General features: G+C 55.5%; 9 protein-coding genes and 1 pseudogene. 7 read left to right on the forward strand and 3 right to left on the reverse strand.

Annotated elements, in window-relative coordinates; translation table 11 throughout:
- Positions 1-160 precede the first annotated feature (160 nt).
- From H6G13_RS07170 to H6G13_RS07200, 7 genes are all read left to right on the forward strand, one after another.
- Positions 161-2,935, forward strand: a complete 2,775-nt coding sequence (locus tag H6G13_RS07170; RefSeq protein ID WP_190482460.1) for a CBS domain-containing protein — start codon at positions 161-163, stop codon at positions 2,933-2,935.
- Positions 2,936-3,051: 116 nt separating this feature from the next.
- Entirely contained in the window at positions 3,052-4,740 is a 1,689-nt protein-coding gene (locus H6G13_RS07175) for a hypothetical protein (protein WP_190482461.1), read from the forward strand.
- An 83-nt stretch (positions 4,741-4,823) separates the two neighbouring features.
- On the forward strand, positions 4,824-5,150 hold the full coding sequence (locus H6G13_RS07180; protein WP_190482462.1) for a DUF6825 family protein: 327 nt from the start codon (positions 4,824-4,826) through the stop codon (positions 5,148-5,150).
- 196 nt (positions 5,151-5,346) lie between these two features.
- A complete protein-coding gene (locus H6G13_RS07185; protein ID WP_199305804.1) occupies positions 5,347-7,068 on the forward strand; it encodes an AarF/ABC1/UbiB kinase family protein in 1,722 nt (573 codons plus the stop codon).
- 24 nt (positions 7,069-7,092) lie between these two features.
- Positions 7,093-7,851, forward strand: a complete 759-nt coding sequence (locus H6G13_RS07190; protein ID WP_190482921.1) for a protein phosphatase 2C domain-containing protein — start codon at positions 7,093-7,095, stop codon at positions 7,849-7,851.
- A 530-nt stretch (positions 7,852-8,381) separates the two neighbouring features.
- Positions 8,382-8,576 (forward strand): NblA/ycf18 family protein, encoded by a 195-nt coding sequence (locus H6G13_RS07195; protein ID WP_190482463.1) that lies wholly within the window; start codon positions 8,382-8,384, stop codon positions 8,574-8,576.
- Between the two features lie 615 nt (positions 8,577-9,191).
- Positions 9,192-10,070: a universal stress protein gene (locus tag H6G13_RS07200; RefSeq protein ID WP_190482464.1), complete on the forward strand. Its 879-nt coding sequence runs from the start codon at positions 9,192-9,194 to the stop codon at positions 10,068-10,070.
- A 50-nt stretch (positions 10,071-10,120) separates the two neighbouring features.
- Here H6G13_RS07200 and H6G13_RS07205 read toward each other — a convergent pair.
- The 3 genes and pseudogenes from H6G13_RS07205 to H6G13_RS07215 all read right to left on the reverse strand — a co-directional run bounded on the left by H6G13_RS07205 (position 10,121) and on the right by H6G13_RS07215 (position 13,762).
- A pseudogene (locus H6G13_RS07205) lies at positions 10,121-11,639 on the reverse strand (serine/threonine-protein kinase).
- A 343-nt stretch (positions 11,640-11,982) separates the two neighbouring features.
- Positions 11,983-12,435 carry a hypothetical protein gene (locus tag H6G13_RS07210; RefSeq protein ID WP_190482465.1) on the reverse strand — a complete coding sequence of 151 codons (453 nt, stop codon included), beginning with the start codon at positions 12,433-12,435 and terminating at the stop codon, positions 11,983-11,985.
- 154 nt (positions 12,436-12,589) lie between these two features.
- Positions 12,590-13,762 carry an anhydro-N-acetylmuramic acid kinase gene (locus tag H6G13_RS07215; RefSeq protein ID WP_190482466.1) on the reverse strand — a complete coding sequence of 391 codons (1,173 nt, stop codon included), beginning with the start codon at positions 13,760-13,762 and terminating at the stop codon, positions 12,590-12,592.
- Between the last annotated feature and the right edge of the window lie 11 nt (positions 13,763-13,773).

Consider the following 13,773-nt stretch of genomic DNA (forward strand, 5'->3'; position numbering starts at 1 on the left):
CAAATCCGGCCGACAGAGCTAACTGCACGCTGGTCTGAGCCTATGATGAAGGAGACTGAGGCGGGTTTGAGAAAGCTTTAGCCAAGCTAGCGCCTGCTGGCTAGCTGGCGAAACTCAATTTGCTAAAACCTGAATTCGGCGGAATTCGACGGGAATCTAGATGGATTTGGTTCTTTGCCACACCACAGCTGACTTCGATACCCTAGGTGCCGCAGTGGGAGTAACCCGCCTGCTGCCGGGCAGCCGAATTGTGCTGGCAGGGGGCGCTCACCCGACGGTTCAGACGTTTTTAGCTCTGCATCGCGATGAATACTCCCTGATTGAGCGACGGGCAGTGGATCTAGGCCAGGTGCGCTCCCTAACCGTCGTTGATGCCCAAGACCGCGATCGGCTGGGACCGGTGGCAGACTGGATTGATTGGGCTGAGCAGCAGGAGATTCCGATTACCCTGTACGACCATCACACCCAAGCAACGGGGGACATTCGAGCTGATCACCGCTTGGTAGAGCCAGTAGGGGCAGCGACAACTCTGGTGGTGGAACAGCTCCAGTCTAAAAACCTGGGCCTGAGTGTGACTGAAGCAACGGTCATGGCTCTGGGCATTCATGTTGATACGGGTTCTCTTAGCTTTGAGCAGGCTACGGCTCGCGATGCGCTGGCGCTGGCTTGGTTAATGGCGCAGGGTGCTAGCCAAAGTGCGATCGCAGAATTTGTTGAACCTGGGCTCTCTCCTACCCTGCAGGCCCTACTGACCGAGGCCATGGAATCGCTCACGATCGAAACCCCTCGGGGGTTTAGGCTAGCTTCGGTGCTGCTGTCTTTGGAGAACCACGTACCTGGGCTATCGGGCCTGACCGAGCGGCTGATGTCGCTCTGCGACAGTGACTGTTTTTTGTTGGGAGCATACTATCCACTCAAAGCTGAGGAAGACAAAGCCAGAGCCAAGCTGGTGCTGATTGGACGAGTGCGGGGCCGAGCAGCGGCTTCAGCCAAGGGCCACGGCATCAACTTCAACCAGATTTTCCAGCCGTTGGGTGGGGGTGGCCATCCTACTGCTGCCGCTGTTACCCTGACCACACCAGACCCTCGGGAGGTGATGGGGCAGGCGATGGCGCAGGTGCGATCGCAAGTCCCCCAGCCCCCTAGCGCCCGAGAGCTGATGTCTTCCCCAGTGCGAACGATCCGGCCTAGCACGACGATTCAAGAGGCCCAACGCATCCTGCTGCGCTATGGCCACTCCGGGCTTTCAGTCGTCAACGCCGAAGCTGAACTGGTGGGCATTATTTCCCGCCGTGATATTGACCTAGCTTTGCACCACGGCTTTAGCCATGCTCCGGTTAAGGGATACATGACCACCAGCCCTAAAACCATTCAGCCCACCACCTCTTTGCCCCAAATCGAGCAGCTGATGGTGACCTATGACATTGGCCGTCTGCCGGTGCTGGAGGGGGAGAACCTGGTCGGCATTGTGACCCGCACCGACGTGCTGCGGCAGCTACACCAGGAGCAGCAAGAAGCCTACACCGACGAAGACGAAGCCGCCAACTGCCCCCCCTCACCCACCCGGCTGCTGTCGCCAGAGATCTTAGCCGAGCGGCTACGGCAGGCGCTCAAGCCTGATCTTTGGGATATTTTGCAAGAGATGGCCGAGGCGGCTCAGACCAAGGGTTGGCACCTGTACCTCGTGGGGGGAGCCGTGCGGGATCTGCTGCTGACACCAGCCCCACAGAGTGTTGAGCTAAAAGATCTCGATCTAGTGGTAGATGGCTACTACCAGACCGCTCAAGTCGGAGCTGGGGTAGCGCTGGCAGAGTCAATCAAGGCATCCCACCCAGAGGTAGAGCTACAAATCTACGGGCGCTTTCAAACAGCAGCCTTAGTCTGGCACAAGGATAGCCCTGGTGACCTGGCAGCTCTGATGATTGATGTGGCGACGGCCCGCACTGAGTTCTACCCCTATCCAGCGGCTAACCCTGAAGTCGAAGCCAGCTCCATCCGGCAAGACCTGTACCGCCGAGACTTTACTATCAACGCCATGGCCATTCGCCTGACTACGCCGGGAACGGGCACGCTTTTAGACTTTTTTGGCGGACTGCTTGACCTGCGTCAGGAGCGGGTGCGAGTGCTTCATGCAAACAGCTTTATCGAAGATCCAACTCGGATCTATCGGGCAGTGAGGTTTGCGGTGCGCCTCGGCTTTGCCCTCGACCCTCAAACCGAGAGCCGCATTCAGCACGCCTTAGAGAGCGGTATCTACACCCAAATGCAGCGCCAGGTAGCGCGGGTACCGGCCCTACAGGCCCGTCTGCGAAATGAGTTGGAATACATCTTAGAAGCTGATTACTGGCAGCCAGCGCTGCACTGGCTGGAGCGGCTGGGCGCACTTCAGTGCCTGCACCCAGATCTAGTGATGGACTCCCGCCTCTGGCACCAGCTGCGCCGCCTAACGCGGTGGATTGAGCACTTTGATCTAGAGCTGCAGATGCGGCCCTGGGAGCTACGGCTGCAGCTGCTGCTAGCGGCGGTGCCGCCGTCGGATCGGCGGGCCGTAGCCGAGCACCTGCAGTTGCCCCTAGCCAGCCAGCAGCGGCTCGACACGTTAGAAAATCAAGAACAAGCGTGGCTACAGTCCCTGTCTACCCGGCTCCCCCCCAGCCAGATAGTGCGACAGCTGCAAGCGGCAGACCTAGAAATGCTGCTGCTGGTCAGTGCCCGTCATTCCCGGCCCCTGGGACAGCTGATCTGGCGCTACCTGACCCAGTGGTCGAAGGTCAAACCGCTGCTCAACGGCAATCACCTCAAGGCGCTGGGCTACCGACCTGGGCCTCAGTTCCGAGAAATCCTAGAGACGCTGCTTGATGCTACTCTCGACCAGCAGATCCAAACCCGAGCGGAGGCGGAGGCTTTTCTCGCCAGCCGTTATCCCCTAGGCTGAAGGGGCTTTAGCTTCAGGGTTTGTCTAAAGACACAGACATTCCAGTCAGAATTGTCTCGGACAGGATAAAGTGGGCAGGAATAAATAGTCGTGTGCGATCGCAACGAGCCTACCCTATGACCCTTCCGGTTGGTACCGCTTTACAGAAAGGCAGCTACATAATCGACGCCTTCTGTTTTGAGGATTCTCTAGGCCCGACTTACCTAGCCACTCAGGTAAGAACTGGCCAGACCCAGCAGATCAAAATTTTAGGTGCGCGGCGACCCGATCAGATCCCAGATCAGGAGGTGCGATCGCAATTTCAGAGCTATCTTGAGCAGGTCAATGCGCTCAACCACCCCCACATTGTTCAGCCCATCACAGGTTTTGAAGAAGAGGGCGTTTTTTATCTGGTAATGGAAGCCGCCATCGGCCAACCCCTGACCGCCCGCATCACCCCCCAAACACCTTTGTCTGCCCAGACAGCGCTCCAGGTTCTACAGCAGCTCAAGCAAACCCTTGAGACCTTGAGGCCGCTGGGCTGGGCTGGGCTCACCCTGGCTCCCGATCAGCTCTGGCTGCGGCAGCGCCGGCTGCTGCTGACCGGCTTTGGCTTTCCGCCGTCTGGTTTCGAAGCAGCTGTTCCAGAAGAGGAAGTAGTTGCCCAACTAGCCCAGCTCCTATTTTTCCTGCTGACGGGTGAACTGGCAGCATCAGTTCAGGCCCCGGCAGTCCACTTGCGCCATCGGCGTCCGGGGCTGCCTGTTGGGTTTGAGGCAGCCGTGGAGCAGGGGCTGGCCCCTGCCCGAACTCCCCAAGCCACCCTTTCTCTCTCTGCCTGGATGGATCTACTGCCCCAGCTACCGGCCTCTGGAGCAAACGGGCAAACAGCCCCATTAAAGCTGCCAGAACCGGCTCAGAACCAGACAGCTGCCGGCTCCTCCCCTATCCCTGCCCTGGCTGCTGCCCCTGTGGAGGACGCAGCCTTAACAGACCCCACTCCAACGGTTCCAGCAGATGCAGCCGAGCCAATTCTAGCCGCAGCAGTAGCAGCCCCTAAACCGGTTCCAGCCGCCACTGAGTCCCCAGCTTTTGATAGAGCTCAATTTGGTAAGGCTCAAGACAACTTCGCCCCCGCTTTTTCCGGTTCACTAGCTGCCGACCCTCAGACCGTTGCAGCCAAGCTACCCAAGCGACGGCCCTTCTGGTTGACTCCCCAGGTCGGGCTCGTGCTCACTGGGCTAGTTGCTAGCGTTGCCGGGTTAAGCTTTGGCCTGTCGCTCCGACTGCGCGCTCCGGCCGCCCCCAATAGCTCCAGGCTAAACCCAGAGCAGGCTTTCCCACCCCTGCCCGACTGGGGCGGAGACGATCCGGTCGCAGAATTTGACACGCCCTATTTGCCCGACGACTCGGTTCGCCGAGAGCGGCCCAACGATACCCCCCGCAGAGAATTACCCGCCACAGAACCCATTGAAAGACCGATTGAGCGAGCTCCAGCTCGCAGGGTAGCCCCACCCCCCGTACAGGAAGACTATGCTGAGCCTCCTGACCAGTGGGAGAGTAGCCCCGGCAGCGAAGATGCGATCGCAGACCCGTTCACCCCAGCAGCCGAACCCCCCAGCATGGCTGACCCCCTACCGCCAGTTATTCAGCCATCCGAGCTGCCTCCGACCAGAGATGTGCCAATTCCAGCTGCACCGCCAGCCCCACTATTAGCACCGAATTCTCCAGCGATCGAAAAAAGCCCTCCCAGCGATCCGGCTCCCAGCTTCTCTCGTAGTGCTGGCTCTGCCGTAGCAGCCCCTGCCCCCATCAGCAGTCCCTAAATTCTCAGCTTGACTGCCTCTGCCGAAAGGCACTGGACAGGAGCGCTATAATTCTCTCAAGATAGGTCTATTAAGCTTTTTTTATGAGCAACCCGATGTTACATGCTTTTTTCATCGGTCGAGCCCTGGCAGAAGCGACTGGCGACCAGGTAGAACGACTGATGACCAATGCCCTGAGTTCTCTGGGTAAGTTTGATGCAGAACAGCGGGAGAATCTGCGCCAGTTTACCGAAGAGGTTATGGCCCGGGCCCAGCAAGCAGAGGCGACAGCAGCGCAAGAAACTGTAGGTGCGCCGACGACCGTTGTTGGAGATGGGCAAGCCCAAGATTTGCAGCAGACAATCGACCTGTTAAGGGCCGAGATTGCCCAAGTTAGGGTGGCCCTGCAGCAGTATCGGGCATCCTTGTAAAGGGATTAGCTTTGTGTCTTGTTTTTTTATGCCGCAGTTTGCTGATTGAGGAGTTTGAGTGTCTGCCGTTTCCAAGGAACCCGTATCAGAATCTTCAGTTACCCCACCTGCTCTGCCGGTAGGGGAATTGAATGGTTCCGCTGCAGGAGTGACAATCCACCCGTCTGAGATTTCGGAACCGGCTCACGCCTCTTCCCTGGCCCCTCAACTCCCTGAGGAAACGGTCGACAAAGGGGCCCCTTTTAGCCAAAACGCTTACCGCTGGAACCGGGGTCGCTACTCTCGCAGCCGTCGGTTTGTTGATATCTGGAGCTTTGTCCTGAAGCTATTGGGCTCTCGCTGGCTTTACAACAAGCCCTGGAGCTACAACGGAGCTATGACTCCCGAAAAGCAGACGGCCCGTCGCCGCCGTCAGGCTGCGTGGATTCGGGAAACCCTGCTGGATCTAGGGCCCACCTTCATTAAGGTAGGACAGCTGTTTTCGACCCGAGCCGACATTTTTCCCATTGAATATGTAGAAGAATTGTCTAAGCTTCAAGATCGGGTGCCTGCGTTTAGTTATGAGCAGGCCCGAGAGATAATTGAGGCTGACTTGGGTAAGCCGATTCACGAGCTGTACCGCACCTTTGACCCCATTCCGCTAGCCGCTGCCAGCCTTGGGCAGGTGCATCGGGCTCAGATGCACTCTGGGGAAGAGGTTGTAGTCAAGGTGCAGCGGCCTGCCTTAAAGTCTTTGTTTGAAATTGACCTGTCTATTCTCAAGGGGATTGCTCGCTATTTCCAAAGTCACCCTGAGTGGGGCCGAGGCCGAGACTGGCTAGGCATCTATGATGAGTGTTGCCGAATTTTGTGGCTAGAGATTGACTACCTTAATGAAGGCCGTAACGCCGACACTTTCCGTCGCAACTTTCGTTTAGAAGATTGGGTGAAGGTGCCTCGCGTATTTTGGCGTTTGGCCTCGCCCCGCGTGCTTACCCTGGAGTATATGCCCGGCATCAAGATCAGTCACTACGAGGCGCTAGAAGCGGCTGGACTAGACCGTAAGCGGCTGGCGCGGCTGGGAGCCCAGGCATACCTACAGCAGCTCCTGAACGATGGGTTTTTCCATGCCGATCCCCATCCTGGCAATATTGCTGTTAGCCCCGGTGGAGCCCTTATTTTTTACGACTTTGGCATGATGGGCCAGGTGCAGCCCATGACTCGACAGCGGCTGATGGGCACATTCATGGGAGTAGCCCAGCGCAACGCTGACCAGGTGATGAACTCTCTGGTTGATCTCGGGGCACTAGTAGAAATGGAGGATATGGGGCCAATCCGGCGGTCTATCCAGTATATTCTGGATAACCTCATGGATAAGCCCTTTGAAGAGCAGTCTGTGAACGCTATTAGTGACGATCTCTATGCGATCGCATACGATCAGCCCTTTCGCTTCCCGGCTACTTTTACCTTCGTGATGCGGGCTTTCTCTACCCTAGAAGGGGTTGGGAAAGGATTAGACCCCGAATTTAACTTCATGGAAGCCGCTAGACCCTTCGCCACACAGCTTATTATGGCCCCTGGAAATTCAAGCGAGACCAACAGCATTTTGGGAGAGCTGAGCCGCCAGGCAGCTCAAGTCAGCACTAGTGCTCTGGGCCTGCCCCGACGGATCGAGGACACCTTAGACAAGCTGGAGCGGGGCGATATTCGGGTGCGGGTGCGCTCTATTGAAACCGACCGGATGCTGCGGCGGGTGAGCAGCGTTAATATGGCGAATACCTACGCTACCCTGGTGGGAGCATTTACCCTGTCGGCAACCCTGCTGCTGGTATTTGAGTTTCTCTGGGTAGCTGCGATCGCAGGGGCATTGGCAGCCGTCACTGGCATTGCCTTTATCCGAACAGTCCTGCGAGTCAATCGGGCTGATCGCCTTCCCTAGCTCTTTTCCCCCGCCAATACCATGATCAAGCGCTACTACTCTGGTCTGACCGACCCGGGGCTGATTCGATCCAGCAACCAGGATGCCTACTGGATAGACTCTGTTGGTCGCTTTTTCATTGTGGCAGACGGCATGGGTGGTCATGCGGGTGGACAGGAAGCCAGCCGACTTGCTACAGAGGCCATCCAGACCTATCTAGAAAAGCACTGGAGCGACGACACCGGCACCGACATCCTGCTGAAAGAAGCGCTGCTAAGTGCCAACCAGGCCATCCTAGATGACCAGATGCGGCATCCGGAGCGAGCCGACATGGGTACGACCGTAGTTGTGCTGACCTTTCGTGATAGCGATGACTCACCCTGGTGCGCCCACGTCGGCGATTCCCGCCTGTACCGGCTGCGAGGGCACCACCTAGACCAAATTACCGAAGACCACACCTGGATAGCCAGAGCCATTCGAGAGGGAGAGCTCAGCCAGAACCAATCGCGCAGTCACCCCTGGCGGCATGTGTTGTCGCAGTGCCTAGGACGCGAAGACTTAACTCAGCTAGAGGTTCAGCCCCTAGAGGTTCATGCAGGGGACCGGCTGCTGCTGTGTAGCGACGGCCTGACAGAAGAACTTTCCGACCATCTGATTGCCTCGCATCTAAAATCAATCCGCTCCTGCGAAGCTGCCGCCACAGCGCTTATCAACTCAGCCAAGCAGCGAGGCGGTCGGGACAACATCACGGTTGTAATCGTTTCACTTCAAACCACCGTGCCCGGCACCGTAATAGAAGCCTGAAGGGCTTAGAAGCTCAGTCCTAAGGTAGTGGCTATAAATCACCTTATTTAAGCCGTCAGAGGGAGATCTGGGGGAAGGTTCGGTCCTGTTTGCCTAGGGCTACGGATCGATGCCCAAGCCTCCCTCCGACTGCTATTTTTCAAGTATCGGCAACTAAATTGCTGATTGAGCCAGTTTTAGAGCCCACAGCGTTTACCTGAGTTGGCTACGCCAAGTGGATTCTAAAATCGGGTTTCATTCCGTCCTGGGATATGAACTAAAGATAGATTTTTGTTTTTCTGTTACCTTTGGCACTTTTGTCAACTGGGTATTAGTTAAAAAATGTAAACCTATCTGGAATAGATAACAGATTCTAGGATGAGTTGGTATACTGCGCCCATAAAATCAGTCAAAGCGCAGTTGTCAAACGATTGTTATAATTGTTAAAACATTGGATAACTGCAGCGAGGCGACCTCTCATCGCTTCCAAGCAGCAGACCCAGATCTGTTTTCCAACGCTACACGTTGTCTCTCATTACTGGAGAAGAACCATGAACGAACCGATGCAACTCTCCTTAGAACAGCAGTTCAGCCTGCGTTCTTTCGAAAGCCAGGTGGAAAAGATGAGCCGAGAGCAGGCACAACAGTTTCTCGTTAAACTCTATGAGCAAATGATGATGCGGGAAACCATGTACAAGCATTTCCTCCGGCATGAGTGGGGTATTGGCCCCAGCCCTCAAACCTAATGGCTGGCTCTCCTAGGTCAGCCTGAACCTGGTCAAAGGAGACGACCTCCCTCTCTTGCTTCGTTCCATCCGAAAAAAGCTGGGGATGCTGGGGCGTCAACTTTTTGGCCTGACACTCGAAGTTCTGCCGATACGTTACCTTTTGACTGTTTACTTTGTAACTGCTGCTCACACCGCTCATGCTTCATACAGGTAATGCAGCCAGTCTCATAGCCTGCGTTAAAGTCGTTAGCCGTTTTTCTCAAAAGCAGCACTTAAGCTTTGCCTTTTCTCTCGCGTCAGTACTAGCTACTAGCGCAGCTAAGCTTCTCTGCGTAACTTGACCCCTTCTAGATCTCTGCTCCTCGCTACATCGGAGCTTCTAAGTTTCTGCCGTAGACTCACCTTTAGCCTTACTTAGGCTGCAGCTTTCATTTCTATTTCTTAGCAGCCTGCCCATTTCGTGTAGAATTTTGCCAGAAACCGAGACAGGCTGACAGAAACTACCCCTTAGGAGCATTTCATCTCACCTAAGACCTCGTATCTTGGTTCAGGGTAGGGGCCTGGCTGCCTGAGGACAGAGTTTGAATGCTACTGTTAGGTCAGGCACTGTCAGTTGTAACTCAACCAGAAACCATGTTTCAAAGGGCGTTGATCTGCACCGATTTTTCGGACGGAGTGTACCGGCTGGCTCAATTCGTGCCGAGCTTAGCTGCGGGAGGCTTTCGCCAACTCGTCTTTTTTCACAATTTGTCTGTCGAAAGAGGACGTGAAATTCCTAGGAGTAACCCCGAGCAGGTTGAAACTACGCGAAAGCAGCTGACAGACTTACTGCGAGACGTGCCTGCAGAGGTAAACGTTAAGGTTGAGGTGCAGGTCGGACGCGCCAGCGACAACATTCTCCGACTAGCCAAAACAACCAAGTCTGATGTCATCATTCTGGGAACGCCAACGCGCACTCTGCTAGAGGAAAAGCTTTTTGGCAGCACCACTATGCAGATGGCCGAGCGAACTGAGGTTCCCTTGCTAATTTTGCGGCCTCAGCTTATTTCTACCTACACCACTGAAGAGCTAGATCTTCGCTGTCGCCACCTCTTTCGCTATCTGCTGATTCCCTACGAGGGCAGCGCGGGGGGTGACTATCTGCTTCAGCAGATTAAGCAACAGGTGCAGTCTAACCCCCATTCGGTATTGGAACGGATACGCTTGCTCTGGGTGGTCGACGACAGCGTGCGCCGGGAGTTGCGTGGCGACCAGCCCAAGCAAGCTGCCCAGGCCAAACTTGAGCAGGTTCAGAAGGATTTAGCAGCTCTAGATTTGGTGGTCAATACCTCAGTTGTGGAGGGAGATCCTCTGCAGGAGATTTTGGCGGCGGCTGAGACCCACGATATTGGCGCGATCGCAACCTGTTCGCGCAATCTGGGCGGCGTGATGAAATGGACTGTGCCCAGCGTAACGCGGGAACTGGTGCGAAATTCCTGGCATCCACTGCTGTTTTATCCCTCAGCGCGGTAGGAATACGGCTGTTGAGACCGTTTCTTAGCTTTGCTAGCCCCAGCTCAGCCCTACTCAGACAAATCCGAGCCCGTGTCTACATAAATAGACTCTAGCTGCCGCAGTACCTTAGGCTTGAGCTTTTCATTGAGCTCGTTGCGGAGGAGGTCTTTGCTGATATTAGCGCCGCCCAAAGACGGTTGCGATCGCGCTGTCAAAATCCAATCCTTCAACAGCGTTTTTTGAGGAGTGGCCACTCTACAAGTCAGCACGTGGGCACACCGTTGAGGCCCTTCTAAGGCAAACAGCAGCAGCTTGTAGTAGCATTTCCTGACCAGCAGGCGTTTTTAAGTCCAGGTAGCAGGGCAGCCAGCGGGGACCGTGGCTGCTGCTGTAGAGTACGGTTAGCCACAGCACCATTGGGTGAGGTGACAGCGTACAGATGAAGGTGTTGTAGCGGGTACTGATTAGCCTGCGCTCGATTTCAAGCTGAGGCATCATAGCCCACAGGGTTGGCAGAGATCCCTTGCTCATGGGCAGAGCACAGGGGAAGACAATTTCTGCTGTGGGCTTGCCTTTGGGCCAAACTGACAACCGGCAAACCTGATCCTCCTGCAGCTCCGTTTTGGGTTCAACGCTGGTGGTAACTGGCAGGCGCGACAGCGTGGCGCTAATGCGTTGGCCAATGCGAAAGCCTGCGACGAATCGATCTTCTAGGGGCTCTAGCGATCGCAAAATCTCTTCCACGGTCTGAGGTCGGTTATCGGGCTGCTTCTCCAGGCAGCTCATTACCAGATCCTCCAGCAGTTTGGGGACCTTTAACGACGGGTCTAATTCACTAATAGGCTTAGGTAGTTGAGATTGATGAACTCTATACCAGCCGCCAAAGGTATTGTTGCTGGCCCGCAGAGGCAGCTTACCGGTAAGCATTTGAAACATCAGAATGCCCAGGCTGTAGATATCGCTGCGGCTATCCAGTTCTAGGCCCTCCATCTGCTCCGGCGAAGCATAGGCCAACGTACCCATAAAACAGTTGGTCTGATCCCCACCACTCTGCATGAGTTTGGCGATGCCAAAGTCCAGCACTTTAGCCAGCTCTCCCAAAGAAGGGTCTTGAACAATCAAGATATTGCTGGGCTTAATATCGCGGTGAATAATCGAGACCGGATCGGCCTTGCCCTTTAAGATGATGCCCTCATGGGCCGACATCAACCCCAGACAGATCTGTCGGGTCAGACCCAAAAACCGGGGAATAGGCAGCGGCTGAGAATTGATTAGCTGGCTCAAGCCTTGCCCTCGCAAATACTCCATCACATAGAAAGGGACATTCTCATCATTCACACCGTAATCAGTTACGCGCACCACGTGAATACTTTTCTGACCCAGCTGGGCACAGGTCATAGCCTCCTGCAGAAAACGATCTCGCATCTTCTCCGTCAGCAGCGTCTGGGAAAGAAACTTAATGGCGACTTTGACATTTCCCAACAGCGCGTCTTCTGCCAGATATACCTTTCCCATCGATCCCTGACCCAAGGGTTCGATCAGTTCGTATCTATTGCCAAGCTTGTGATGAAAGTTAGGATCTGGCATGGGGGGTTCTTAGCAGGTCAGGCAAGGAAACTACAGGTCGTTGACGTAGACGCTATCTCTCTGCAATTGAAACACAGGCCTAAGACAGATGCCCTAGGTCGCCATTTGAATACGGCATGAAGCGGAGGTTGAAGCCGATCCAAATGACGCCTGAGCAAGCTAGTCGCTTCTCAAACAAAGTGCACCACGTTTGGGGGGTTCTTGCACCCTAGGTTGTAGAACAGCTTTAAAGACAGCCTAGCACCGTCCTACAAGGCTGCTCAGAGAGAATTCCCCATTTGTAGAATTCCCACTGGGAAGAAAACCCTCTCACCTGCTAGCCCAGTCACCTAGAAGTGAGCGTTTAAAGAGAAATGGCTTGCCGCTGCAGCGTCGCCTCCATAGCACTGGTCAGGTAATGCCCGGTCATAATTCCACTAGAAAGATGATAGCGTTCCTCGTCCAGCCGGTAGAGGGTTTCAAACCCAGTCCGCCGCTGCCGATCGCCCAGAGCCCAGTAGCGCTGAATAATTGAGTCGGGGGCTACCCATCCTTCTCCCTCAACTCGGCCCAACAAACTGTGCTGCAGTACAAATGTATATTGCCGATCTCCGCTGGTCAAGCGACCCCGGTACTGTAAGGCAATCTCTTCCAGTGTGCTATCTGGAAAAATCAGCTTCATGACCATGGTGAACCAGTCATCACGACTCCAAGCAACCAGAATTTTCCCTTTGACCGGAATCGGTAAGGTGTCGCGCTCTAACCAACTTCCATGCAGCGTCCAACGCCCTGGTTCAACTAAAAAACTATGAACCACGAGGTGCTCCCTGAGCAATCAATCGCGATAAGACCAGTATTCCCATAGATGGAGCTGTATGACTCTTTTAAGAATACGCGCTCTTGCTGGCAATTGGCTGGATCTACAGTCTCAGGCAGAAAGCTTGGCAGCTTCAGTCCACCAATCTCTAGAGCTAATAAAGGCTGTTGAGGGAAGGTTGAGGCACATTTCCCAAGTGGATATCTCCCAAAAGCTGAGATCGTCTGGCTCCTGTCACTGCTGGCAGATTGCCGGAGACACCCTGCCAGCGCCAAAATCCCAGCACGGCTAAGGCAATTGCTTCTTTAAAGTCCGCAGGCACCCCAGCAGCATCTGTAGTGATAACGGGAATAGGGTCTAGATGGGCCTCCAGACGCCGCCGTAGCAGTAGGTTGCGGCTGCCACCGCCACATAGCAGCACCTCATCCGGCAAAGCGGGCAAAAAGCGCCGGTAGTTGTCTGCAATAGAAGCTGCCGTGAACTCTGTCAAAGTAGCTAAAAAGTCAGCATCCGATAGGCCGTGGTCTTGGGCATCGTGGCGGCAGTCTTCTAGGTAGGCCCAGCCAAAGAGCTCTCGTCCAGTCGATTTAGGGGGCAAAATCTGAAAGAACGGGTGGGCTAGCCACTGCCGCACCAAGAGTTCGCAGGGAGTTCCCTGGGCAGCCCAGGCTCCGTCTTGGTCATAGGTAAGCTGCCCGCCTGAGAGAATCTGAACGGCAATATCAAGGAGGCTGTTGCCCGGCCCGGTATCCCACCCCAGTACAGGGGGCAGGCTGACTTCATCGGCGCTGCCCCCTGGCAGGTAGGCAACATTGCCAATGCCGCCGATATTCTGCACGCAGCGGCTACGGTCGGGGTGGCTCAGCAGGCAGGCGTCAACCGGGGGCACCAAGGGCGCACCGTGACCCCCCACAGCCAAATCGGCCTGACGAAAATTGCTCACGGTCGGAAGTTGGCTCAGTGCGGCAATTACCTCTCCCCGGCCCAGCTGCAGGCTATAGCCCAGCTGACTATCTTGGGGCGGGCGGTGGAAAACGGTCTGGCCGTGGGAGGCAATTAGATCGGCAAATCCATACTGAGACTGAAGTTGCTGGGCGGCATTGGCGAAGGCGTGTGCGATCGCATCATCCAATTCGGCCAGTTCGGCGATTGAGAGCGGTTGCCCTGAGGCAACAGAGAGGATATGCGATCGCACATCGGGCGAGTAAGGCAGCATCAGCCCCCCCAAAAACTCCCAGGACAGCCGATAGCCCTGGCCAGAAATCTCGACTAGCGCCGCATCGATACCGTCGGCAGACGTACCGCTGATTAGTCCAATAACTCGCATCAGGTCTCCTT

This window comes from Pseudanabaena sp. FACHB-2040 (genome assembly GCF_014696715.1).
Classification (GTDB): Bacteria; Cyanobacteriota; Cyanobacteriia; order Phormidesmidales; family Phormidesmidaceae; genus JACVSF01.

Excerpts from the sequence above, each read along its gene's own strand:
- H6G13_RS07170 (WP_190482460.1), top strand. The coding sequence starts at position 161 with ATGGATTTGGTTCTTTGCCACACCACAGCTGACTTCGATACCCTAGGT.
- H6G13_RS07175 (WP_190482461.1), top strand. The coding sequence starts at position 3,052 with ATGACCCTTCCGGTTGGTACCGCTTTACAGAAAGGCAGCTACATAATC.
- H6G13_RS07180 (WP_190482462.1), top strand. The coding sequence starts at position 4,824 with ATGAGCAACCCGATGTTACATGCTTTTTTCATCGGTCGAGCCCTGGCA.
- H6G13_RS07195 (WP_190482463.1), top strand. The coding sequence starts at position 8,382 with ATGAACGAACCGATGCAACTCTCCTTAGAACAGCAGTTCAGCCTGCGT.
- H6G13_RS07200 (WP_190482464.1), top strand. The coding sequence starts at position 9,192 with ATGTTTCAAAGGGCGTTGATCTGCACCGATTTTTCGGACGGAGTGTAC.
- H6G13_RS07215 (WP_190482466.1), bottom strand. The coding sequence starts at position 13,762 with ATGCGAGTTATTGGACTAATCAGCGGTACGTCTGCCGACGGTATCGAT.